General features: G+C 71.4%; 19 protein-coding genes. 11 read left to right on the top strand and 8 right to left on the bottom strand.

Annotated elements, in window-relative coordinates; genetic code table 11:
* Positions 1–6 precede the first annotated feature (6 nt).
* The 6 genes from ACFWCK_RS01085 to ACFWCK_RS01060 all read left to right on the top strand — a co-directional run bounded on the left by ACFWCK_RS01085 (position 7) and on the right by ACFWCK_RS01060 (position 6,152).
* Positions 7–948: an ABC transporter permease gene (locus tag ACFWCK_RS01085; RefSeq protein ID WP_233312592.1), complete on the top strand. Its 942-nt coding sequence runs from the start codon at positions 7–9 to the stop codon at positions 946–948.
* A complete protein-coding gene (locus tag ACFWCK_RS01080; RefSeq protein WP_378804143.1) occupies positions 945–2,783 on the top strand; it encodes a dipeptide/oligopeptide/nickel ABC transporter permease/ATP-binding protein in 1,839 nt (612 codons plus the stop codon). Before ACFWCK_RS01085 ends, ACFWCK_RS01080 begins: the two co-directional genes overlap by 4 nt.
* Positions 2,780–3,613, top strand: a complete 834-nt coding sequence (locus ACFWCK_RS01075; protein ID WP_378804142.1) for an ATP-binding cassette domain-containing protein — start codon at positions 2,780–2,782, stop codon at positions 3,611–3,613. Before ACFWCK_RS01080 ends, ACFWCK_RS01075 begins: the two co-directional genes overlap by 4 nt.
* 68 nt (positions 3,614–3,681) lie before the next feature.
* Positions 3,682–4,269: a TetR/AcrR family transcriptional regulator gene (locus ACFWCK_RS01070; protein WP_233312595.1), complete on the top strand. Its 588-nt coding sequence runs from the start codon at positions 3,682–3,684 to the stop codon at positions 4,267–4,269.
* Between the two features lie 46 nt (positions 4,270–4,315).
* Positions 4,316–5,035: an alpha/beta fold hydrolase gene (locus ACFWCK_RS01065; protein ID WP_378804141.1), complete on the top strand. Its 720-nt coding sequence runs from the start codon at positions 4,316–4,318 to the stop codon at positions 5,033–5,035.
* Between the two features lie 133 nt (positions 5,036–5,168).
* The gene (locus tag ACFWCK_RS01060) at positions 5,169–6,152 is read left to right on the top strand and encodes a methyltransferase dimerization domain-containing protein (protein ID WP_378804140.1); all 984 of its coding nucleotides are present in this window, start codon (positions 5,169–5,171) and stop codon (positions 6,150–6,152) included.
* A 297-nt stretch (positions 6,153–6,449) separates the two neighbouring features.
* Here the strand turns inward: ACFWCK_RS01060 and ACFWCK_RS01055 are convergent, their stop codons facing one another.
* Positions 6,450–7,775 carry an amidohydrolase gene (locus ACFWCK_RS01055; RefSeq protein WP_378804139.1) on the bottom strand — a complete coding sequence of 442 codons (1,326 nt, stop codon included), beginning with the start codon at positions 7,773–7,775 and terminating at the stop codon, positions 6,450–6,452.
* 260 nt (positions 7,776–8,035) lie between these two features.
* Between ACFWCK_RS01055 and ACFWCK_RS01050 the strand changes: the two genes are divergently transcribed.
* The 3 genes from ACFWCK_RS01050 (at position 8,036) to ACFWCK_RS01040 (ending at position 11,381) form a co-directional block, all read left to right on the top strand.
* On the top strand, positions 8,036–9,490 hold the full coding sequence (locus tag ACFWCK_RS01050) for a glyceraldehyde-3-phosphate dehydrogenase (RefSeq protein ID WP_378804138.1): 1,455 nt from the start codon (positions 8,036–8,038) through the stop codon (positions 9,488–9,490).
* Between the two features lie 177 nt (positions 9,491–9,667).
* Entirely contained in the window at positions 9,668–10,336 is a 669-nt protein-coding gene (locus tag ACFWCK_RS01045) for a response regulator transcription factor (RefSeq protein ID WP_378804137.1), read from the top strand.
* A 31-nt stretch (positions 10,337–10,367) separates the two neighbouring features.
* Complete coding sequence (locus ACFWCK_RS01040) at positions 10,368–11,381, top strand: sensor histidine kinase (protein WP_378804136.1); 1,014 nt, start codon at positions 10,368–10,370, stop codon at positions 11,379–11,381.
* Positions 11,382–11,404: 23 nt separating this feature from the next.
* Here the strand turns inward: ACFWCK_RS01040 and ACFWCK_RS01035 are convergent, their stop codons facing one another.
* The 3 genes from ACFWCK_RS01035 to ACFWCK_RS01025 are packed head-to-tail and all read right to left on the bottom strand — an operon-like array spanning position 11,405 to position 14,268.
* A complete protein-coding gene (locus ACFWCK_RS01035) occupies positions 11,405–12,280 on the bottom strand; it encodes an FAD:protein FMN transferase (protein WP_378804135.1) in 876 nt (291 codons plus the stop codon).
* The gene (locus ACFWCK_RS01030; protein WP_378804134.1) at positions 12,277–12,822 is read right to left on the bottom strand and encodes an FMN-binding protein; all 546 of its coding nucleotides are present in this window, start codon (positions 12,820–12,822) and stop codon (positions 12,277–12,279) included. Before ACFWCK_RS01030 ends, ACFWCK_RS01035 begins: the two co-directional genes overlap by 4 nt.
* A 33-nt stretch (positions 12,823–12,855) precedes the next feature.
* The gene (locus tag ACFWCK_RS01025) at positions 12,856–14,268 is read right to left on the bottom strand and encodes a ferric reductase-like transmembrane domain-containing protein (RefSeq protein ID WP_378804133.1); all 1,413 of its coding nucleotides are present in this window, start codon (positions 14,266–14,268) and stop codon (positions 12,856–12,858) included.
* A gap of 178 nt (positions 14,269–14,446) precedes the next feature.
* Between ACFWCK_RS01025 and ACFWCK_RS01020 the strand changes: the two genes are divergently transcribed.
* Positions 14,447–15,517 carry a winged helix DNA-binding domain-containing protein gene (locus ACFWCK_RS01020; protein WP_378804132.1) on the top strand — a complete coding sequence of 357 codons (1,071 nt, stop codon included), beginning with the start codon at positions 14,447–14,449 and terminating at the stop codon, positions 15,515–15,517.
* 286 nt (positions 15,518–15,803) lie between these two features.
* Here the strand turns inward: ACFWCK_RS01020 and ACFWCK_RS01015 are convergent, their stop codons facing one another.
* On the bottom strand, positions 15,804–16,469 hold the full coding sequence (locus ACFWCK_RS01015) for an SDR family oxidoreductase (protein ID WP_378804131.1): 666 nt from the start codon (positions 16,467–16,469) through the stop codon (positions 15,804–15,806).
* Positions 16,470–16,682: 213 nt separating this feature from the next.
* Entirely contained in the window at positions 16,683–18,122 is a 1,440-nt protein-coding gene (locus ACFWCK_RS01010) for a helix-turn-helix domain-containing protein (protein ID WP_233312607.1), read from the bottom strand.
* A gap of 110 nt (positions 18,123–18,232) precedes the next feature.
* On the opposite strand from ACFWCK_RS01010, the gene ACFWCK_RS01005 reads away from it, so the two are divergent.
* Entirely contained in the window at positions 18,233–20,101 is a 1,869-nt protein-coding gene (locus ACFWCK_RS01005) for a phosphoenolpyruvate carboxykinase (GTP) (protein WP_378804130.1), read from the top strand.
* 159 nt (positions 20,102–20,260) lie between these two features.
* Here ACFWCK_RS01005 and ACFWCK_RS01000 read toward each other — a convergent pair whose 3' ends face one another.
* A complete protein-coding gene (locus ACFWCK_RS01000) occupies positions 20,261–21,373 on the bottom strand; it encodes a ring-opening amidohydrolase (protein WP_378804129.1) in 1,113 nt (370 codons plus the stop codon).
* The gene (locus ACFWCK_RS00995; RefSeq protein ID WP_378804128.1) at positions 21,370–22,662 is read right to left on the bottom strand and encodes a hypothetical protein; all 1,293 of its coding nucleotides are present in this window, start codon (positions 22,660–22,662) and stop codon (positions 21,370–21,372) included. The genes ACFWCK_RS01000 and ACFWCK_RS00995 overlap by 4 nt, the downstream gene beginning before the upstream one ends.
* Between the last annotated feature and the right edge of the window lie 30 nt (positions 22,663–22,692).

Here is a 22,692-nt window from a genome sequence, read left to right as displayed (position 1 = left end):
GTCCTCATGCTCCTGTTCACCGCGAAGCGGCTGCTGTCCGGCATCGTGCTGCTCGTGGTCGTCTCCGTCGCGACGTTCTTCCTCGCGCACCTGGCGATCAAGGATCCGACCGCTGCGCTTCTGGGCACCACCGCGAGCCCCGCGCAGCAGGCCGCGCTGGCGACGAAGATCGGCATCGACCGTCCGCTGCTGGTGCAGTTCTGGGACTGGTTCTCGCACCTCGTCACCGGCGACTTCGGATCCTCCTGGCGCAACTTCCAGCCCGTGGGCGCCCAGCTCGCCATCAAGGTCCCGGTGACCCTCTCCGTCGTCACCTTCGCGACGCTCATCACGGCGGTGCTCGGCATCGCCTTCGGCATGATCACGGGTCTGCGCCCCGGGACCTGGTTCGACCGGATCCTCAAGGGCGTGTCCGTCGTCCTGTTCGCCCTCCCCGGCTTCTGGGTGAGCCTCGTCCTCGTGATGTGGTTCGCGGTGCAGCTGAAGTGGTTCCCCGCGGTCGGCTACGTGCAGCCGTCGCAGTCCGTCGACGGATGGATCCGCTCGCTCACGCTCCCCGCGATCTCGCTCGCGCTCGGCGGCGTGGTCGCCGTCTCGGAGCAGCTGCGCAACGCCGTGATCGCGCAGAGCCGTCAGGACTGGGTGCGCACCCTGCGCAGTCGCGGTCTGTCGCCGGCCAGGGTGAACCTGCACATCCTCCGCAACGCCTCGCCGGCTGCGCTCACCGTCATCGCCCTCATGTTCGTCGGCCTGCTCAGCGGCGCCATCGTGGTGGAGCAGATCTTCAGCCTCCCCGGCATCGGCATGCTGACCAACCAGTCCTCTCAGAACGGCGACATCCCGATGCTCCTCGGCATCACGGTGGTGTCGATCGTCTTCGTCGTGATCATCAACCTCCTGCTCGACCTCGTGCTCGGCTGGATCAACCCGAAGGTGCGCGTCGCATGACCACCACCGACATCCGCGTCGCGTTCGACCGCGCCAGGCAGCGCCGCCGCTCCGGCCTGTTCCGCCGGTTCCTCCGTCACCCCGGCGGGTACATCCCGCTCGGAATCTTCGTCCTCATCGTGCTCGTAGGCGTCTTCGCCCCGCTGCTCGCCCCGATGGATCCGAACTTCGTCGACCTCGCCGCCGCCAAGGCGCCGCCGTCCGCCGCGCACCTGCTCGGCGCCGACTCGACCGGGCGCGACATCCTCAGCCGGCTCATCTACGGGACGCGCGTCACGATCTGGGGCGCGCTCATCACGATCGTGACCGCGGTCGTGATCGGCGTCCCCTCCGGCGTCGCCGCGGGGTACTTCCGTGGCGCGTTCGACCGGATCGCGATGTGGGTCAGCGACGCGCTGCAGTCGATCCCGGGCATGATCATCCTGCTCGTGGTCGCCGCGGGCAGCCGCAACAACTTCGAGCTGCTCATGGTCACGGTCGGCGTGTTCATGGTGCCGGGCTACTTCCGCATCGCCCGGTCGCAAACGATGACCGTGCGCGAGGAGCCGTACATCGATGCGGCGCGGGTGTCGGGCCTCTCCGATGCGCGGATCATCTCCCGGCACGTCGTCACCGCGGTCTACCCGCCCGTCATCATCCAGACGGCGCTCACCGCGGGCATGGCGATGGGCATGCAGGCCGGGTTGCAGTTCCTCGGCATCGGAGACTCGAACGTGCCCAGCTGGGGCGCGATGATGCTCGAGGGCTTCCGCCTCATGCTCACCTATCCGCTCATGCTGCTGTGGCCCTCGGTCGCGCTCGGCCTGACGATCGCGGTGCTCGCGATCATGGGTTCCACCCTCGCCGAACTGGCCCAGGTGCGCACCCCGCGGCTGCGCCGCCGCCGCGCGACGGCGATGGACGCCGCGGCCGCCGCCACTCCCGCGACGGGTACCGTGCGGCACGCGGTGGAGGGATCCGCGCTGCGCGTGGAGAACCTGCGGGTGAGCCACGCGACGCCGAACGGCGTCGTCGAGGTCGTGCACGGCGTGACGCTCGACGTCGCCCCCGGCGAGGTCGTCGGGATCGTCGGAGAGTCCGGCTCCGGCAAGTCGCAGACCGTCTTCTCCGTGCTCGACCTGCTGCCCGCGAGCGGCGCGAGCACCGCCGACGCCATCCGCATCGCCGGTGAGGACGTCACGACGGCGACGCCGAAGCAGCGCCAGGCCCTTCTCGGCCGCGAGCTCGGCTATGTCCCGCAGGAGCCGATGAGCAACCTCGACCCGTCGTACACGATCGGCCACCAGCTCACCGAGCCGCTGCGCCGCGTGCACGGCATGAGCGCCGCCGATGCGAAGGCCAGGGCGCGCGAGGTGCTGCTGCGGGTGGGGCTGGCGGATCCGGACCGGGTCCTGCGCAGCTATCCGCACCAGGTCTCGGGCGGCATGGCGCAGCGCGTGCTCATCGCCGGCGCGATCTCGGGCCGGCCGTCGATCCTCATCGCCGACGAGCCCACCACGGCGCTCGATGTCACCGTGCAGGCGGAGGTGCTCGAGCTGCTGCGCGAGCTGCAGCAGGAGTACGGCATGGCGCTGCTCATCGTCACGCACAACTTCGGCGTCGTCGCCGACATCTGCGACCGCGTGATCGTGATGCGCGGCGGCGAGATCGTCGAGCAGGGCGACGTGGATCCGCTGTTCGCCCACCCGCAGCAGCCGTACACGCGGGAGCTCATCGCGGCGTCCCTCGACGATGCGGCCGGGCGGGCGGAGCTCGACGCCGGCGGGCGCGCAGGACTCGACGCGGCCGATCACGAGCCCGCCGGCACGACGAACACGACGGAGGTGCGCGCATGACGGCGCTGCTGGAAGTGCAGGACCTGGTCGTCAAGTACGGCCGTGGCCGGTCGGCGTTCCGCGCGCTGCACGGTGTCTCGATCGACGTCGCGCCCGGGGAGTGCATGGGTCTCGTCGGCGAATCCGGATCCGGCAAGTCCACGCTCGGCAAGGCGATCCTCGGCCTCGCACCCGTGACCGGCGGGAGCATCCGCTTCGACGGCAGGGACATCACGTCCCTCGGCCGCGCGGAACGACGCGCGCTCGCCGCCGACGTGCAGGTCGTGTTCCAGGACCCCTACGGATCCCTGAACCCGGCGATGACCATCGGCGACATCCTGTCCGAGCCGCTGCTGACCAGCGGACTGGGCGGATCCGAGGCGCAGGCGCGCGTACGGGAGATGCTCGACCGGGTGCGCCTGCCCGAGACCGCGATGGACCGCTATCCGAGCGAGTTCTCCGGCGGCCAGCGTCAGCGCATCGCCATCGCCCGGGCTCTCGTGCGCCGCCCCCGCCTGATCGTGTGCGACGAGCCCGTCAGCGCCCTGGACCTCACCACGCAGGCGACGATCCTGGACCTCTTCATCGAGCTGCAGCGCGACACGGGCGTCTCCTACCTGTTCGTCTCGCACGACCTCGGCGTCGTGCGCCGGGTGTGCCACCGCGTCGCGGTGATGTACCACGGCGAGATCGTCGAGACCGGGGCGGGGGAGCAGATCACCCGCTCGCCGCGGCACCCCTATGCCGAGCGCCTGCGGTTGGCCTCCCCCGTCGCCGACCCCGTGAAGCAGAGGACGCGCCGTGCCGAATGGCTGGCGCTGCGCGAGGCCGCGGATGCCCCGGTACGGTAGCAGGCAGCGATTCCGCACGTCCGCACCCCGGTGCGCGCCGTCGCCGGACGCCACGTCGGAAGGAACCCATGCCGAAGATCATCGATCACGATCAGCGTCGTCGGGAGATCGTCGAGGTCGCCAAGGGGATCATCCTCAAGGGCGGGTTCGAAGCGGCGACCATGCGCAGCATCGCCGCCGAGGCGGGCTTCGCGAACGGCGCCCTGAAGCACTACTTCCCGGGCAAGGAGAGCATCGTCGCGGCGACGTTCGAGACCGTGCTGCACGAGCACGATCTGTGGCTGCAGGCGTCGATCTCGGCCGAACTCGATGCGGAGGAGATGCTGCGGCAGGTGCTGGTCGGCACTCTTCCGAGTGGACGCGACGAGATCGCCAGCGGGCGTGTCCTGCTCGCCCTCTGGGAGTACGCCATGTCCAACGAGTCGCTCGCCGAGCTCTACCAGGTGCACCTGGCGCGCTGGCGATCCATGCTCGTGGAGCGGATGGAGGCCGCGCGGGATGCCGGCGCGATCCGCGACCAGGACTACATCGCGATGGCGAACGAGTTCATCTCCGTCGCGGTGGGGGCGACCGTGATCAACCTCATGTATCCCGAGGGCGATCGCATCCCCGACTATCAGGCCTACATCGACCAGTTCCTCGCGCGGCTGCGCTGACCGGCTTCCGGGCGGCCTCCACGCTTCATCGAGAGGAGGGCGCCCGATGACCGGCGCACCCGAGATCGCCCTGTCCGTCGTCCGTCGGAAGGGGACCGGTCGGCCGGTCCTGTTCCTGCACGGCTTCGCATCGCGCGCCCGGCTCGACTGGCCCGCCGCGGAGTGGGGGCCGGTCCTTGCGGATCGCCCGGCCGTGCTCGTGGATCTGCCCGCGCACGGGGACAGCCCCGCGGCCGGAGTGCTCAGCACCTCGCGCGTGGTCGATCTGCTCGCGGACGCCGTCGCCACGGCCGCACCGGGGGAGGAGATCGACGTCGTCGGCTACTCGCTGGGCGCGCGTCTGGCCTGGGCGCTCGCCGGGCACCCCGCCGTCGCGGTGCGCCGTCTCGTGCTCGGCGGGCTCAGCCCGATGGAGCCGTTCGCGATGGTCGACCTGCCCGCGGCGCGCACCGCGCTCGCCGGAGGACCGGCGCCGGCGGATCCGATCACCGGCATGATCCTGGGGATGACCACGCTGCCCGGGAACCGCCCCGAGGCGCTGCTCGATCTCATCGAGGGGCTCGCGTCCGAGCCGTTCGACCCGGCCGCCGAAGCGCCCGCGCAGCCCGTGCTGCTGCTCGGCGGGACCGAGGATCCGATGGCGCAGGGCATCGACGTGCTCGCGGCGGCCGTGCCGGACTCCCGTGTCGGGCGCGTCTCCGGGGATCACCTCGCGGCCCTGCACGCCCCGGAGTTCCGCGCCGCGGTGGCGGACTTCCTGGCCTGAGTCCGGGTGCCCTGCCGGGGCCGTTGAGCGAGGACGCCGGAGGCGCCCGAGACGAAACGCGGTTCCCTGACATTCCCCTGGACACCCCTACCTGTTAATTCCTACAATCGTAGAAACACGAAAGGCATGACACATGACGACCACCCCCGACGCCGCGCGGATCCTGGACATCGCGACCGGCTACATGGCTTCGAAGCAGCTCTTCGAGGCGAGCCGGATCGGCCTGTTCGCGGCGATCGCGGACGGCGCCGACACGGTCCCGGCCATCGCCGAGCGCACCGGCGTGAGCGACCGCATCGCGCGCATCCTGGCCGACGCGATGGCGGGCAAGGGCCTGTTGACCCGCACCGCGGGCCGCTACGCGCTCGAGCCGGACGCCGCCGCCTACCTGGCCGGTGACGCCTCGGCCCTCGACCTCGCGCCGTTCCTCACCTTCCTCGGCGAGATCAGCTACCCGCACTGGCTGCAGTTCGCACACACCGTCGACACGACCGAGCCCGGCGACCTGCAGATGGACGACGCCCGCTGGGGAACGTTCATGGCCGGCGTCATGACGTACAACGCCCTGCACGCGCAGGAGTTCGGCCGCCTCGTCGACCTCTCCGCCGCGACGAACGCGCTGGACTTCGGCGGCCTGTCGGCGGGCTTCGCGCTCGAGGCGATGCGGCGCAACCCGGGCCTGCGCACCACCTTCCTCTACGCCCCCGGGTTCGAGGGCGGCGTCGCGGAGGCGGTCGAGGCGGCGGGTGTGGCGGACCGCACCGCGGTCGAGATCGGCGACACGGCGACCACGCAGCCGCAGGGCGCTTACGACGCGGTGCTCGCGAATCACGTGATCCACCGCTTCTCCGCCGAGGAGAACGCCCAGATCTTCCGCAACCTCCGGGCCGCGGCGGTTCCGGGCGCCACCCTGACCGTGCTCGACTTCTTCCTCGACGACGATGCGTCTCAGCGCGCGATCGATGCCCTGCACGCGGGGGAGTACCTCGTGATCGACGGCACCATCGTCTACCCCGAGGCGCAGGTGCGCGGCTGGCTCGAAGACGCGGGCTGGGAGGTGCGCGAGAAGATCGCCCTCCCGGCGAGCCCGCGGGTGCTCATCGCCACGGCGGTGTGAGAGCGGCGCCGCCTCGCCCCGGCTCCTGTGCGCGGCGAGGCGGCGCAGCAGGATCCGGCTCTCGCGGACGGGGCCGGATCCTCGGGCGGGCGACGAGCGGACACGTCGCCCGCCCCTTTCCCGCGCGGGGGATTGGCGCCGCGGGACGTCGTGAGGCGCGCCGAGCCGCGAGAGACTGGAGAGGGGCGCCGAGTGCACGGGAAGCCGCCGAGTGCACGGCTCGTGCGCATGACGAAGCCGTGCGTTCGGCAGGATACGGTGCATTCGACGCGTCACGGCGCGGCGCGGAGCCGGGGATCAGCCCCGCGCGAACACCGTCCGGCCGTCGACGATCGTGCGGGCGATGCCGATGCCGGCGAACGCGCGTCCGGGTTCGGCCGGATCCTCGTCCAGCACCGTGATGTCGGCGACCTTGCCGACCTCGAGAGAGCCCTTCCAGGCAGATGCCCCGTCCTGACGTGCCGGGTCGACGGTGATCCTGCGCAGCAGAGCCGCACGGCTCTCCGTGTCGTCGCGGCCGAGCAGGACGAGCGACGCATCGAGCCCGATGCGCCAGTCCGGGGTCGCGATCGGAGCGTCGCTGGTGATCGTGGTGAGGGCGCCCGAGGCGATCATCGCGTGCAGCGGCCAGGCGGCATCGGCGCGCTCCGGTCCCAGCTGCATCCCCGCCCACGCGCGGGTGTGCTCGGCGATCAGCGGCTGCACGGCGAACCCGGCGCCGACGACACGCATGCGCTCGATCTGCGCGGGCGTCGCGAGGTCGGCGTGCACGACGTAGTGCGGCGCGATGGCGGACCGGGGGTGCGCCTCGAGCACCCGAAGGAACTCCTCGATCGACCGGTCGCCCGTGGCGTGCACCGCGACCTGCTCGCCCTGCTCGATGGCGAGGGTGATCATGCGTCGGTAGGCGTGCAGCGCCCCCGCGGCGCCCTGGGGCAGCAGCTCGCCCGACGTGCCGTCGGGATACGGCTCGCTGACCCAGGCGGTGCTCATCGGGGGGATCCCGTCGGCGAAGATCTTCACGCCGGTGACGGCGAGCCAGCGCGGGTCGGTGTCCGGCTTCGGTGCGCGGATCCCGTGTTCGAAAGCGGCGAGGTCGGCCGTGCCGTCGAGCTCTCCGAACAGGCGCAGCAGCGTGACACGCGTGGTCTGGGCGCCTGCGCGGTGCAGGTCGAGATAGGCGTCCATCATCGCGGTGCCGAAGCATCCCGTCTCGCCCGCGTCCTCGCCCGGCCCGATCCCGGGCTCGGTGTAGCTCGTGATGCCGAGCTCGGCGAGCAGGCGCCACGCGTTGCGCAGGGCGTCCCGACGGTCGGCGTCGGTGCGCACCAGCCGGCCGGACGGCTGCTCGTGCGCCGGGCCGTCGGAGAAGAACAGGTGCGGCCAGCGCGCGCCGAGCCAGGCGGCATGCAGGTGCGCGTCGTTCACGCCGGGGATGGCGGTGCGACCGTCGAGGTCCAGGGTCTGGGCCGCGCGGAGTGCACGGGCGTCCGCCCCGACGGCGATGACGCGTCCGTCGCGGATCGCGAGCGCATCGACGACGGATCCGCGCGCATCGAAGGTGCGGATCCGTCCGCCGTGCAGGAGAAGGTCGGCGTCGTCGCCGAGGGGAGTTCCAGTCATTATTCCACCAGTGTAGACGAAAGGACCCTCGGGTTTCGAGGAGCGATGTTCGTCGCGTCCCGGGCGTCAGGACGGCGAACATTGCTCCCCGAAACGCGTGAAGCGCATCGAGCGCTTGCGTCCAGAGCAAAGAACGGCTGTTCTTGCGCTCCGGATCGGCCGAGTCGCGGCTTCGCCGACGCCTACCCTGGAAGAGGGCGGATCCGCCCCTCCCGATTCCGCGCCACCGACCCCTGGCGCATCTGCTTGCAAGGACGCTGATGAACGACTTCGCCGCGCGCCGCGACGACTGGAAGGCCAGAGAAGAACTCGCAGAGCGGATGATCCCGCTGATCGGCGGGCTGAACCGCGATCGTGACGTGGTGACGTCGCTGCACGGGCACCGTCTGCTGGGCCTGTCCACCACGGAGATCCTCGAGGTGCACGAGCGCGTCGCCGCCCTCGGCCACGGCGAGCTCGCCCTGGAGGACACCCTCGCCGTGCTCGAGGCGCTGCGCGAGCTGGCGCCTTCGGCCGCATCGCTCGACGTCGGCCGGCTGGTCGAGAAGGTGGAGGGCGATGACGCGGCCCTTCTCGAGCGGCTGCGCGCCGAGCTCGCCCCGGCGCTCGGGGAGTCCTCCGGCGCCGCCGAGCCCACCGACGTCGTGCTCTACGGCTTCGGCCGCATCGGGCGTCTGCTCGCCCGCATCCTCATCGCGCACACGGGCGGCGGCAGCGGGCTGCGCCTGCGTGCGATCGTCGTGCGCAAGGGCGCCGAGAACGACCTCGTCAAGCGCGCGTCGCTGCTGCTGCGCGACTCCGTGCACGGCCGCTTCGAGGGCTCCGTCGACGTCGACGAGGAGAACTCGCAGCTCATCGCGAACGGCACCCGGATCCAGGTCATCTACTCCAACGACCCGGCGACGATCGACTACACCGCCTACGGCATCCACGACGCGATCGTCGTCGACAACACCGGCCGCTGGCGCGACGAGGCCGGCCTCAGCCGTCACCTGGAGTCGACCGGCGTGGCACGCGTGCTGCTCACCGCGCCGGGCAAGGGCGAGCTGAAGAACATCGTGCACGGCATCAACCACGACACCATCGAGGACGCCGACCGGATCCTCTCCGCCGCATCCTGCACGACGAACGCGATCACGCCGGTGCTGAAGGCGGTCGATGAGGCGTACGGGATCGTGCGCGGTCACGTCGAGACGGTGCACTCGTTCACGAACGACCAGAACCTCATCGACAACTTCCACTCCGGCGACCGCCGTGGCCGCTCCGCCGTGCTGAACATGGTCATCACCGAGACCGGCGCCGCGAAGGCCGTCGCCCGCGCGCTTCCCGAGCTCGCCGGCAAGCTCACCGGGTCCGCGATCCGTGTGCCCACCCCGGACGTGTCGCTCGCCGTGCTGCACCTGACGCTGGAGCGCCCCGCCGAGAAGGCCGAGATCAACGACTACCTGCGTCGCGTGTCGCTGCACTCGAAGCTGCGCCAGCAGATCGACTACGTGGAATCGCCCGAGGTCGTCTCCACCGACTTCGTCGGCTCGCATCGCGCCGGCATCGTCGACGGTCTCGCGACCATCGCGAACGGCACCGACGTGATCCTCTACGTCTGGTACGACAACGAGTTCGGCTACTCCAGCCAGGTCATCCGCGTGCTCGAGGTCATGGCCGGATCCCACCCGGTCGTGCTCCCGGTGCGCCGCGAGGTCACGCTGCAGGGCTGAGCGCTCGCATCGGGCGGCTCCCCGCTGTGTGGGGCCCGTCCTCACACTCTGGGGCGCGTCCCGCCGGATCTTCCCGGTGGGACGCGCCCCGATTGCGTGGAGGGCGCCCCGAACCGGGCGTTTCCTGAGCCTCGTCTTGGAACGCGTGTGGTGCAATCCTGAGGACAGGAGGCCTGCATGATCGACGCCCGGCCGAGACTCCTCTACGTGGAGGACGACGCGGACATCGCCGAGATGACCCTCGAGGTGCTCGGCGACACGTACGCCGTCGATCACGTGTCCGATGGCGATGTCGCTCTGCGCCGCGCGCTCGACGAGCGCTACGACGTGATGCTGGTCGATCGCCGCCTGCCGGGAATGGACGGGGCGCGCCTCGTCGAGGCGGTCCGCACCGCGCGGATCACCACGCCCGTGCTCATGCTGACGGCGCTGGGCGCCGTTCCGGATCGCGTCGAGGGGCTGGACGCGGGCGCCAACGACTACCTCACCAAGCCCTTCGACTTCGACGAGCTGCTGGCACGACTCCGCGCGCTGCGCCGCGGCTTCCAGGCGGAGGGCCGTCGTCGGGCCATCGGCGAGTGGACGTTCATCCCCGACTCCTGGGTGCTGCATTCGCCCACCGGCGCTCGGGTGTCGCTGACGGCCACGGAGGCCGCATTCCTGGAGTTCCTGTCCGCGAGCCCCGAGCGCGTGTTCAGCCGCGAGGAGATCCTGCGGGGAGTCTTCTCCTCGGCGGACGGCGTCGGAACCGTCGACACCTATGTGCACTACATCCGGCGCAAGACCACGCCCGAGATGATCGACACCGTGCGCGGGCGCGGCTATCGGGCGGGGGATCCGGGATGATCCGCGGCACCCGCCGACGGGGGACGACGTCGTGAGCGGATCCGCCGACCGGGACCGGGTGCGTCGCTCGGCCCGGCAGATCGGAGTGTGGACGGGGGTCGCCTCGGCCATCGTGATCGCGGCCGGGGTCGGGATACTCGTCGCGGTGATCCTCGCGACCTCACGTCCCCAGGGCGACGACCGCGTCACGGCGGGACCCCGGCCCGGCGGCCTGCCCGTCGACAATCCCGATCACGTGGTCGTGGACGTGGACCGGGTGCTGCCGTGGGTGATCGTGCTGGGAATCGTGGGGGTGGCGCTGCTCGGGCTGATCGCCTGGTTCGCCGCTCGGCGCGCGGTCGCCCCGCTGGAGGTCGCGCTGCAGGCGCAGCGCGACTTCGTGGCCGACGCGAGCCATGAACTGCGCACCCCGCTCACGGCCCTGTCCAGCCGGGTGCAGATCCTGCAGCGGAGGGTCGCGCGCGGCGACGACATCGGCGATGCCCTCGCTCGTCTGCGCGGCGACACCGCAGCCATGGACGACATCCTCACCGAGCTCCTGCTCGCCGCGCAGGCGGACCAGGGGCCTGTCCCGACGGCGGTGTCGGACGCCTCGGCCGCGGTGAACGGCGCGGTCGACCTGATTCTGCCGATCGCCGAGAGCGCGGACGTGGTGCTGCAGACGGAGGTCGCGTCCGGCCTGACCGTCGCCGTGCCCGACGTCACCCTGACCCGTCTGTGCACGGCCCTGCTCGACAACGCCGTGCAGCACGCGCCGCGGGCTTCGTCGGTGGTGATCTCGGCGCGACCCGGCAGCGGCCCGGGGCGCGGCTTCGCGGAATTCCGGGTCGCCGACCGCGGCCCCGGCGTCGGGGTCGAGGATCGGGAGCGGATCTTCACGCGGTTCGCCCGCGGCCCCGAGACCGGAAGGCGCCGCGGATTCGGGCTCGGTCTCGCACTGGTGCGCGACGTGGCGACGCGCTACGGCGGGTCGGTCGCGATCGAGGAGACGTCGGACGCCGGCACCACGTTCCTGCTGCGACTTCCCCTCGCCACCGGTCGCTGAGCGAGGAAACGGTCGCCCCGTGCTCAGCGGAGGAGGGCGGGCTCCGTGGCGACCGCGGCGACCTCCAACCCGTGCGCCCAGCGGCGGATGCGACCGTCCGCCGCGATCAGCATCCCGGAGCAGTCGGGGGCGGCGCGCAGCCAGGTGAGGTCGTCGAAGCCCGCGACCACGGCGACCGTCGCCCAGGCGTCGGCGTCGCTCAGGTGCGCGGCGATCACGGTCGCCGTGGGGGCATCGCGCACGGCGTGTCCCGTGCGGGGATCGACGATGTGCGCCCCGCGCTCGGCCGGCCCGGAGGTCGCGACGGCGCCCTCCCGCAACGGCACCTGTGCCCGCACGGCGCCGGCGCGGAGCGGATCCGCGATGCCGACGGTCCAGACCCAGTCCGCACCGGGCGCCGTGACCAGCTGCATGTCGCCGCCCGCGGAGAGCCCCGCCGCGAGGACGCCGTCCTCGGCCAGCAGCGGGGCGAGGTGCCGGAAGGCCGCTCGCTCGACGGCCCAGCCCTTGACGTACCCGGTCGGGTCGAACCAGCCGTGCCGGTTCGCGTCGAACCGCCCTCCGCTGGCCGACGTGAGGCGGACGCAGGCCTCCGACACCTCGAGGATCCGCGGATCCGCATCCTCGGGACGCAACGACCCCGCGCGCAGCAGCGAGATCTGCGAGTCCGCGCGGAACGGGGAGAACAGCGCGTCGATCTCGTGCAGCTCGTCCATCGCCGCCGACTGCGCGGCGGCGATCCGTGCGACGACGTCCGGGGCGGGGGAAGAGGAGGCGGTGAGCACATGCGCGCTCGCGACGGTACCCATGAGCTCCGCGGTGACGACGTGGCGCCGAGGTCCGGCCGCGCGCGCGTGCTCGGAAGACGGCGGCTGCACGGGCTGTGCCACGGTGCTCATGCCTTCGCCTGGTCGATCGCGCTCTGCAGCGACTGGGTGTAGCCGTCCGAGGTGAACGTGGCGCCCGAGACCATGTCGACCTGCGCCGACTGGGCGCTCTTGGTCTCCGAGACGAGGATCGGGATCGCCTGCGCGTTGATCTCCTCGTCACGGCGCTCGGTGTTCGGGTACTGCGGCACCGACACGTCGGTGATCTGCCCTCCGGACACCGTGATCGCGACCTGCACGGCGCCGTAACGGGTATCGGCGGCCTGGCCGGTGAACGTGCCGTCCTTGAGACCGGTCGGGGTCGTGGCGGATCCGGATCCCGAGGTCGTGGAGGACGATCCGGAGGAGCTGCCGGACGCCGACGTCGACGAGCCGGACGACGCCCCGGAGGACGTGCTGCCCGAGGTCGTCCCGGTGGCGGATCCGGTCGTGCTCTTCGCCGTGCCGGCGGTGCCGCTCGCGGCCGGGGCGACCGCCTCCAGGGAGGTGCGGTAGCTGAACAGCAGGACCAGCCCGGTCAGCGTGGCGAGGACGGCGTAGACGATCTTCTTCATGGTTCTCTCGCTCTCGGATCCGTCATCCGCCGCTCAGACGGCGAAGGCCTCACTGTGGATGCGTTCGGCGGGGACGCCGGCGGCGCGCAGGTCGCGGCGGATGCTCTGCATCCACGGGACGGGCCCGCACAGGTACACGTCGTACAGGGACAGGTCTCCGGCGATGCGCTGCAGCAGCTGCGCACCGTCCCACTCGGCGTGCGTGGCGGGCACCCAGCTCGTGCCCGTCTCGGCACGGCGCCCGTGCAGCGTGTAGTGCACGAGCCCTCGGGAGACCGCGAGCCGGTCGATCTCCGCGCGGCGCAGTCCGTGAGAGGCGGAGTGGTCGCGGGTGACGAGGATCGCCTCTCCTGGAGCGTACGGCTCCGACTCGAGCAGCGCGACGAGAGGTGCGACGCCCGCCCCGGCGCCGAGCATGAGCAGGCGCGAGCCGCTCCGGCGCTCGCCGGTCATGTGGCCGTAGGGGCCTTCCACCATGACCCGCGTGCCCGGACGCAGCTCGGCCAGCCGATCGGTCCCGTCGCCGACGCGACGGGCCGAGATGACCAGCTCGTCACCGGCGGGATCCGCCGCGAGGGAGAACGGGTGGCCGCGGGTCCAGCCGGGTCCGTCCACGAAACGCCAGATGAAGAACTGCCCGGCGCGGGCGCCGAGACGACGCACGTCGCGACCGGCCACGCGGACCGACACCCCGTCCTGACCGTCGGGGGACACGGAGGCCACACGGAGGCCGTGCCGGGCGCTGCGGATCAGCGGCACCGCGACCCGGAACCACAGCACGCACGCCGCCGTGCACGCCCAGAGGGCCCACCAGTAGAACGTCGCACCGGCGGAGGCGGTGAAGTCGGCGCCGGTCCAGAGCATGTGCGGGATCGCGAGGCCCACGCCGAGGTAGCCGTACAGGTGCAGCAGATGCCAGGACTCGTAGCGCAGCCGACGGCGCGCCCGGCGGATCGATGTGACAACGACGAGGATCAGCAGTCCCGTGCCGGCTGTCGCGAGCAGCATGCCGGGGTAGTCCCAGACGAAGTCCCAGGCCTGCACGAACACGTTGGTGTGCGACGTGATCGCGTACCCGGCGGTGATGAGCACCAGGTGCGCCAGCAGCAGCCAGAACGACCAGAACCCGACGAGGCGGTGCAGCCGAGTGATGCCGTCTCGGCCGAAGCCGCGCTCGAACACGGGTACGCGGGCCATCAGCAGCACCTGGTACAGCAGCAGGTTCGCCGACACGAGGCCGGTCAGGCGGCCCAGCGTCGTGAGCGTGTCGCCGTCGACAGCCAGCAGGGACTGGACCCCGGCGCCACTCACCCAGAGCGCGAGCACGAACAGGCTCGTCGCCCAGATCAGCGTCACCGCGGCCATCCGCCAGAGCGCCGGGCGCAGCCGGCGGGCCGGCGCGGCGACACGTCGCGGGACCGGGCTGAGGGTGGTGAGCGTTGCCATGGCACCATCGTCGGCGCGGGTTTGACAGAGAAGCCCAAGAATCGGTCGTCTTGAGCATCGTCATAGGGAACTCATCGGATCCGAACGGATCCGCGCCCGCGCCGCGGTGTCCGCACCGCGTGCGCGGCGCTGTCCGCGGCACCCGGCCGATGTCGGGACCGCACGGCATGATGGGTCCATGACGGCTCTTCTGAGCGAACGGCTCCGTTCGCACCGGCTCACCGCCCCTGCGCGCACCCCGGTCGCCGCCGCCCGGCACATGCTCGCCGTGCAGGGCCAGGAATTCATCGCCGGCCGCTGGGCGCTCGGCATCCGATCGTCCGGTGCGCCGACACTCGCCGCCGTCGACGCCGCGTTCGACCGTGGCGAGCTCGTGCGCACCCACACCATGCGGGGCACACTGCACGTGATCCCCGCCGAAGACCTGCGCTGGGTGCTGTCGGTGACCGGCGATCGCCAGCTCCGCCAGGACGCGACCCGCCAGCGCCAGCTCGGCATCGACGACGCCCTCATCGCCCGCGTCGAGGCGGCGTTCCGCGAGCGCCTGGCCGACGGCGGGCGCACCAGGGCGCAGCTGTTCGACGACCTCGCGGAGATCGGCATCGATCCGGCGGGTCAGCGCGGCGTGCACCTCATCTACGCGCTCAACGTGCGCGGCATCCTGGTGCAGGGGCCCGTGGTTCACCGCGACGACGCGGTCTCCCGTGAGCAGCTGTTCATGCTGGCGGAGGAATGGATCCCCGAGACGACGCCGCCCGCCGATCCGCTCGCGGAGCTCTTCGTGCGCTACGTCGAAGGACACGGTCCCGCGACGGTCGATGACTTCGCATGGTGGTCGGGACTGCCGATCACCGTGGCGCGCGAGGCGGCGGAGCGGGGGCGCCCCCGCGTGACGGAGCAGGCGGAGGGCGTGTTCCTCGGTGCGGCCCGCCCGCGGCGCGCCGCGGGGGCGGACGATGCCGGGGCCCTCGCCCTGCCGATGTTCGACGAGTACTACATCTCGTACGCCGATCGCTCGCCCGTGGCATCGGCGCGGAGCATGGCGTCGATCGGCCCCGGCAAGAACGGCATGGTGCGCGCGAGCCTGCTCGCCGGCGGACGCATCGCCGGCGCCTGGTCGCATTCCGCCGCCGTCGGCCGGCACCGCGACCATCCGATCCCAGAGCTCTTCGAGGGGGAGTCGGCGCCGGAGCCGGCCGCCGTCACCGCAGCCTTGCGCCGCTACGCCGACTTCGTCTCGGTGCACTGAGCCCACGGATCGGCGGACGAGTACCGACCGATCCGCGTCGTCGGGCGTCGGCCGGGGTCGGTCGGGTCGTGCGACGAATGCACGATCACGCGACGGATGCACGACGAGAACGGCGGATCCGTCGTGCATCCGTCGCAGGATCGGGCAGGTGTCGCGCGCCGGCCGCCCAGAACGCCGCCCGTCCCTCACACGCCAGCCGCCATCCCCTGCACCTGCCGCCGCCCCGGCCACCATCCTGCACCTGCCGCCGCCCGGTTCCTGCCCCGGCCCTGCGCCGGGGGCCGACTCAGAACTCGGCGGAGAAGGCGCCGTCGGACTTGAGCAGTTGGCCGGATACCCAGCGCCCTTCGGGCGAGACGAGGAAGTCGACGAGGGCCGCGACATCGGCCGGTCGGCCGAGGCGCCCCTGCGGGGTCAGGCCGGTCAGGTGCGCGCGGGTCGCGTCATCCATCCATCCGGTGTCGATCGGACCCGGATTCAGCACGTTCGCGGAGATCCCGCGAGGTCCGAGCTCGCGCGCCGCGGAGATGACGATGCGGTCGAGCGCGCCCTTGGACGCGCCGTAGGGCAGGTTCCCGGTCACGTGGTCGCTCGTGAGCGCGACGATGGCCCCGCCCTCAGGCGCGGCCTGCCGCGCGAACGCCGCGATCAGCAGGAGCGTCGCACGCGCGTTGACCGCGACGTGTCGATCGAAGCTGTCCGCGGTCGTGTCGAGGATCCCCGACTCCACGTCGTGGGCATGGCTCAGCACCAGGGCCGAAATCGTCCCGTGCTCGCGCATCACCGCGGCGATGAGGGCGTCAGGGCCGTCCGCGGTCGACAGGTCGGCCGGGAAGCGGGCGTCGTCGAGGTCGCTGGTGACGACGGTCCACCCGCTGCGTTCCAGGCGCGGCACGATCCCCGCCGCGATGCTGTCGGCGCGCGCGGCGCCGGTGACGAGGGCAAGGGGCATGCTCCGAAGCTAGCCGAGGATCCCGCACCGGTGCTCCCGACACGGATGCAGGATCGCACGACGGCTGCAGGACGGAAACGGCGGATCCGTCCTGCAGCCGTGGCACGATCCTGCAGGTGTCGCGCGCCGGCACGCCACACCCGCCGCCCGTCCGCACGCCGCACGTCCGCACGCGCCCCCGGCCGTCCGCACGAGCCCCCTGGCCGGACCGCCCTACTGGGCCGCGTGCCGATCCAGGAAGGAGTACACCTCGTTGTCGTCGACGCCCGGGAACGCGCCGCGGGGGAGCGGCGAGAACATGTGCGTGTGCACACGGGCGCTCGGCCAGGCCTTGTCGTTCCAGCGCTCCGCGATCCCCGCCGGCGGGCGGCGGCAGCACGCCTCGTCGGGGCAGGTGGACTGTGCGCGATCCGTGGTCTCCCGACCGCGCCACCACCGGGCGTCGTCGAACGGCACGCCGACCGTGATCGAGAAGCCGCCGCCGTCGGTGGATCCGGTCTGGGTGGAGCACCAGAACGTTCCCGACGGAGTGTCCGTGTACTGGTAGTGCTCGGTGGTGCGGTTGCGCTGGCTGAAGGCCGCCCGCGCCGAGAACTTGCGACACACGGTGAGACCCTCGACGGATCCGGTCACATCCATCGGCAGCGGCAGGTCGTCGTTCTCGTACACGCGGGTGAGCGCGCCCGACTCGTCGACGCGCAGGAAGTGCAGCCGCATGTCCAGGTGCTTCGTCATGAGGTTGGTCATCCGCATGCCGGCGGCCTCGTGGGTCACGCCGAACGCGTCGCGGAAGTCCTCGACGGCCAGGTTGCGGTCCTTCTTCGCCTGCTGCAGGAAGGCGACCCCCGCCGTCTCCGGGATCAGGCAGCATGCGGCGAAGTAGTTGATCTCGAGTCGCTGCTGCAGGAAGTCGGCGTAGTCGGTGGGAGGAGTGTGTCCGAGCATCCGATGCGCCATCGCCTGCAGGGCCATCGAGCGCAGGCCGTGGCCGCCGGGGATCGACGCCGGCGGGAGGTAGATCCGCCCGTGCTCCAGATCGGTGACCGAGCGCGTCGAGTGCGGCAGGTCGTCGACGTACAGCAACTCGAAGCCGAGCTGCTCGGCCATGATGCTCACGGTGCGGTGGGTGAGGGCGCCCGAGGAGTGCCCCGCCGCCTTCAGCTGCTTCTCCGCGAGTGCCTCGATCTCGGGCAGATGGTTGTCGAGCGCGCGCATCTTCAGGCGCAGCTCGGTGTTGGCCCGCCGTGCCTCCTCCGGCGTGGCGATCGCCTCGCGCTCGCGGCGATGCAGTTCGCGGTGCAGGCCCAGGATCGACTCGATCGTCTCGTCCGGCATGCCCTTGCTCACCCGCACCGGGGCGATGCCGAGCTGGCGGAACACGGAGCTGGACTGCGCGCGATCGAGCTCGATCTCCAATGCGGCGCGCCGGTTCGGCGGCTCGCCCGAGATGAGGTCGCTCACCTCGGTGCCGGTCGCATCGGCGATCGCCTGCAGCAGGGAGAGCTTCGGCTCCCGTTTGCCGTTCTCGATGAGACTCAGTTGCGATCCGGCGACGCCGACGGCGGCGCCCAGCTCGTCCAGGGTCATGCCGCTGCGCGTGCGGTGGTGTCGGATGCGATGTCCGAGGGTGGTGAGCTCGAGTCCGGAGGCCATTCCTTGAGCATAGCGAAAGAATTTGTGTTCTTGCGATCGCAAATGACGCAAAACACCGTCGATTGGTCGTCAAACTGGATCCAACGCCCCACTCTTCTAAGGAGCAGACCATGGCTATCGCCGAGACGTCCACCCCGCGGATCTCCCCCCTCGCCCCCGTGCGCGAGTACGGTGCTGCTCCCGAGTACGACACACCGGCCTTCGCCGAGCTGTCGGCGTGGGTCGAGGAGATCCGTGCCCTGACCCAGCCCGACCGCGTGCACTGGATCGACGGATCCGCCGCGGAGAACGACGCCCTGCTGCACGAGCTCGTCGACGAGGGCAAGCTCATCAAGCTGAACCCGGAGTGGCGTCCCGGCTCCTACCTGGCCCGCTCGCACCCCAGCGACGTCGCCCGCACCGAGGGGCGCACCTTCATCGCCTCCGAGAAGGAGATCGACGCCGGCCCGACGAACAACTGGGCGGACCCGGCGGAGATGCACGCGAAGATGAACGAGATCTTCGAGGGCTCGATGCGTGGACGCACGATGTACGTCGTGCCGTTCTCGATGGGCCCGGTCGGCGGACCGATCTCGCAGATCGGCGTGCAGATCACCGACAGCGCCTACGCCGTCGCGTCGATCGGCATCATGACCCGCGTCGGCACCGCCGTCGTCCGTCAGATCGCGGAGGGCACCCAGTGGGTGCGCACCGTGCACTCCGTCGGCGCCCCGCTCGCCGAGGGCGAAGCCGACACCACGTGGCCGTGCAACGACGAGAAGTGGATCGTGCACTTCCCGGACACGCTCGAGGTGTACTCCTTCGGTTCCGGCTACGGCGGCAACGCGATCCTCGCGAAGAAGTGCTTCGCGCTGCGCATCGCCTCGGTGCTCGCCCGCGACGAGGGCTGGATGGCCGAGCACATGCTGCTTATCCGCGTGATCTCGCCCGAGGGCAAGGCCTACCACGTGGCCGCCGCGTTCCCGTCGGCGTGCGGCAAGACCAACCTCGCGATGCTGCGCCCGACGATCCCCGGCTGGAAGGTCGAGACGCTCGGCGACGACATCACCTGGATCCGCCCCGGCGCCGATGGCCGCATGCGTGCGATCAACCCCGAGGCGGGCTTCTTCGGCGTCGCACCGGGCACCGGCGAGTCGACCAACGTCACCGCGGTCGAGACGCTGTGGGGCAACACGATCTTCACGAACGTGGCGCTGCGCCCCGACGGCGATGTGTGGTGGGAGGGTCTGACCGACGAGGCCCCCGCGAACCTCATCGACTGGGAGGGCAACGCGTGGACTCCGGATTCCGGTCGTCCCGCCGCGCACCCGAACTCGCGCTTCACCGTGTCGGCGGCGCAGTGCCCGCAGATCGCGGAGGACTGGGAGGACCCCGAGGGCGTGCCTCTCGACGTGATCCTCTTCGGCGGCCGCCGCGCCACGAACGTTCCGCTGGTCGTCGAGGCGACGGACTGGAGCCACGGGGTGTTCCTGGGGGCGACCATCTCATCCGAGCGCACGGCCGCAGCGGAGGGCACCCTCGGCGAGCTGCGCCGCGACCCGTTCGCGATGCTGCCTTTCTGCGGCTACAACATGGGCGACTACTTCGCGCACTGGCTGAAGATGGGCCGCGCTGTCCGTTTCGACAAGGCGCCGCGCATCTTCCAGGTGAACTGGTTCCGCCGTGGTTCGGACGGCCGCTTCCTGTGGCCCGGGTTCGGCGACAACGCCCGCGTGATCGACTGGATCATCCGTCGCATCGAGGGCGAGGTCGGCGCCGTGGACAGCCCGATCGGCCGCCTGCCGAAGATCGAGGATCTCAACCTCGAGGGTGCGGATGTCACCGATGAGGATCTCGCCGAGCTGTTCAGCGTCGACACCGCGTCGTGGACCCGCGAGGCCGACTCGACCGAGGAGTTCTTCGCGACGTTCGGCGACCGCCTCCCGGCGGCGCTCACCACCGAGCTCGCCTCGTTGCGCTACCGCCTCGCGAGCGCCTGAGCGGCGCTTCGCACAGACGTGATCCGGTCCCTCGGCCACTGCGCCGGCGGGGGAGAGGGGCCGGATCCACCAAGACCCGCGGCGGCGGGATGTCGGAGACAGACCCATGGCTGAGTGGTCTCCGGCATCCTGCCGCCGCGTTCTCATCGGTGCCGACGGTCAGCTCACGTCGAGGACGATGGCGAGGGTCCCTCCGCCCGGAGGTCCCTGCTGGACGCCGCCCGCGGAGATCCAGATCATGTTGTCCTGCAGCATCGCGGAGAACGCGCTGGCGACCACGGTCTTCAGGTTCTTGACGTACACGGGGTCGTCGGTCACCAGCCGCCGCCCGCGGATGCGACCGTCGACCGGCTCCTGGTATTTCACGTAGGTCGCGATGATGCGCGAGCGTACCTCGGGCGGCAGCGGGCCGTCGCCGACGGCGAGGCCGGCGTCGCGCACGGCTCGGGTGACCGCGCCGATGTCGAGCAGGTCCGCGATGACGGCGCGCCCGACGCGCAGCCGGCCTCCGGCGCCCCGGCGGTTGCCGAGCGCGACGAGGTGCGTCCGCGGGCCGGCACCGCCCACGTCCTCCCAGACGTTCGACGACACCGCGACCTTGTCGCTGAACAGCGCCGGATCGGTGCCGATCGCCGCCTCGTCCGGCAACGGGGCGCCGTCGACGACGATGCGCACGGCCTGCGCGATGCTGCCGCTGGAGAACCCGAAGACGCCCTGCGGATCCGGCTCGGGCAGCGCTTCGTCCGCCGAGCGTGCGGCGGCGATGTCCTCGAGCGGGGGGTAGTAGGACTTGCCGATCACGAACTCGATGTCGGCAGGTGCCATCCCCGCATCGTCCGCGGCGGCGCGCACCGCATCGGCGTTGGCGTTCACGTGCGCGGCCCGGCCGATCCACTCCGGGAGGATCGTGGTCGAGGCGGCACTCCCGATCGCGAGCCGCGGCAGTCCGTCCGCGGCGGGCTCCGCCGCGGTGCGCGTGTAGACGACCAGATGCGGGGTCATGATCGTGCCGACACCGGCGCTGAACGCCATCGGCAGCGCCTCGACCGCGGGAGCGGGGTGGGTGCCGTGATCGAGCAGGAAGCGCCGCACGGCGTGATCCGCATCGACCCTGCTCGTGTCGTACGTGTCGCCCCAGCCGCCGGTCTTGCCGGTGACGGCGACGATGTGGTCGGGGTTCAGACGCCCTTCCGCCACGAGCTCGACGAGCCCCGACACGTCCCGCAGGCCGCCCATGGGCACACGGAACGCGTCGACGGCCTGCGCGGTCATGTGCGGCTCGGTGCGCCGGTGCGCACCGCCTCCCGCAGCACAGCCTCCGCCTGCTCGGGGGTGAGCCAGCGCGGGTACTCCACGATCTCGTCGATCGCGTCGTTGAGCGCCCGGTACGCGGTCTCCACAGCGTCATCGTCGACCTCCAGCCCGAGGTTCGCGGCCAGCTGGCGCACCATGGCCCGAGTGCTGAGCCGGTCCCACACCCAGCGGACGTCCGCGCCGACGACGTCGGCGTGCACGCAGCCGGAGATCGGCGGGAACGTCCGTACGCCGTCGCGCAGCGAGCTGAGGACGTCGGCGGTCGTGCTCTTCAGGAAGGCGTACCGGCCGGTGACCGGCTTGAGGGCCGGGTTGGGGATCCCGGTCTCCTCGTAGACCAGGTCCGACAGCGCCTGCAGCCGATCGAGCCTGATGCCGGTGTCGACGCCGTAGAGCACCTCGAGGCTCGTGGCCACCTCCTCCAGCGGCGGGAAGCCGCACCGGTAGGAGACGCCGTTCACCGACACGTCGGGGCCGGCGCCCGCGGCCGCCGCGGCGATCGCGGCGGCGGTGCCGAGCCCGAAGTCGTCGTGGACATGCATCGTCAGCGGCACGGCGGTGGTCAGACGCGAGCGGAAGCGGCGGATGAACACGCGCATCGCCTCGGGGCCGAGGCTGCTGGTGGAGTCCATCAGGTCGATCCGCCGGGCGCCGAGAGCGACGGCCTCGTTCGCCGCGCGCATCATGGCGTCGAAGTCGCGGCGACCCGCCTGGGCGAGTGTGACGGTCCAGGCCAGTCCGTTGGAGGCGGCGTACTCGGTGACCTCGGCCAGCTGCGCGAACTGCCGTGCCTCGGCCTCCGGGGAGGAGGCCTCGACGATCCCGGGGCCGATGACGGTCGCACCGAGTTCGAGGAGCAGGTCGACCGTCGAGCAGGGATCGAGCTTCGGGGTGCCCTCGCCATTGCCGAGCAGGGTGTCGGCGTACACGTTGCAGGTGAAGCCGAAGCCGCCGGCGAGGATCTCGCGGACAAGCTCGAGCTCGCGGGCGTTGGGCTCGTCGTCGCCCCACCAGTCGAGGTTGAGGCTCTCGTCGCGGATGCCGATGTCTTCGAGGGCCTGGGCGATCCGCAGGTAGCCGTCGATCGTGGTGCGCGTGCCGGCCGTGTAGTTGGTCTTGCGCAGGGTGCTGTCGATGAGGCCCAGGGGCCGGGGGAAGTCGAAGTCGCGGGTGACCTCGTCCTCGAAGTTGACAGGGCTGACCCAGTGGCTCCCCTCGACCCGGTACTCGTGGTGGGGATTGATCATGTCGCGTCCTTCGTCGTTCGTCGTTCGTCG

It is taken from the genome of Microbacterium sp. NPDC060117 (genome assembly GCF_042729315.1).
GTDB lineage: Bacteria > Actinomycetota > Actinomycetes > Actinomycetales > Microbacteriaceae > Microbacterium.
Note: the sequence above shows the minus strand (reverse complement) of the source record. Positions and strands in the feature narration are given on the sequence as shown.

Coding starts and splice junctions, on each gene's coding strand:
- ACFWCK_RS01085 (WP_233312592.1), top strand. CDS start 7: ATGCTCCTGTTCACCGCGAAGCGGCTGCTGTCCGGCATCGTGCTGCTC.
- ACFWCK_RS01080 (WP_378804143.1), top strand. CDS start 945: ATGACCACCACCGACATCCGCGTCGCGTTCGACCGCGCCAGGCAGCGC.
- ACFWCK_RS01075 (WP_378804142.1), top strand. CDS start 2,780: ATGACGGCGCTGCTGGAAGTGCAGGACCTGGTCGTCAAGTACGGCCGT.
- ACFWCK_RS01070 (WP_233312595.1), top strand. CDS start 3,682: ATGCCGAAGATCATCGATCACGATCAGCGTCGTCGGGAGATCGTCGAG.
- ACFWCK_RS01065 (WP_378804141.1), top strand. CDS start 4,316: ATGACCGGCGCACCCGAGATCGCCCTGTCCGTCGTCCGTCGGAAGGGG.
- ACFWCK_RS01060 (WP_378804140.1), top strand. CDS start 5,169: ATGACGACCACCCCCGACGCCGCGCGGATCCTGGACATCGCGACCGGC.
- ACFWCK_RS01055 (WP_378804139.1), bottom strand. CDS start 7,775: ATGACTGGAACTCCCCTCGGCGACGACGCCGACCTTCTCCTGCACGGC.
- ACFWCK_RS01050 (WP_378804138.1), top strand. CDS start 8,036: ATGAACGACTTCGCCGCGCGCCGCGACGACTGGAAGGCCAGAGAAGAA.
- ACFWCK_RS01045 (WP_378804137.1), top strand. CDS start 9,668: ATGATCGACGCCCGGCCGAGACTCCTCTACGTGGAGGACGACGCGGAC.
- ACFWCK_RS01035 (WP_378804135.1), bottom strand. CDS start 12,280: ATGAGCACCGTGGCACAGCCCGTGCAGCCGCCGTCTTCCGAGCACGCG.
- ACFWCK_RS01030 (WP_378804134.1), bottom strand. CDS start 12,822: ATGAAGAAGATCGTCTACGCCGTCCTCGCCACGCTGACCGGGCTGGTC.
- ACFWCK_RS01025 (WP_378804133.1), bottom strand. CDS start 14,268: ATGGCAACGCTCACCACCCTCAGCCCGGTCCCGCGACGTGTCGCCGCG.
- ACFWCK_RS01020 (WP_378804132.1), top strand. CDS start 14,447: ATGACGGCTCTTCTGAGCGAACGGCTCCGTTCGCACCGGCTCACCGCC.
- ACFWCK_RS01015 (WP_378804131.1), bottom strand. CDS start 16,469: ATGCCCCTTGCCCTCGTCACCGGCGCCGCGCGCGCCGACAGCATCGCG.
- ACFWCK_RS01010 (WP_233312607.1), bottom strand. CDS start 18,122: ATGGCCTCCGGACTCGAGCTCACCACCCTCGGACATCGCATCCGACAC.
- ACFWCK_RS01005 (WP_378804130.1), top strand. CDS start 18,233: ATGGCTATCGCCGAGACGTCCACCCCGCGGATCTCCCCCCTCGCCCCC.
- ACFWCK_RS01000 (WP_378804129.1), bottom strand. CDS start 21,373: ATGACCGCGCAGGCCGTCGACGCGTTCCGTGTGCCCATGGGCGGCCTG.
- ACFWCK_RS00995 (WP_378804128.1), bottom strand. CDS start 22,662: ATGATCAATCCCCACCACGAGTACCGGGTCGAGGGGAGCCACTGGGTC.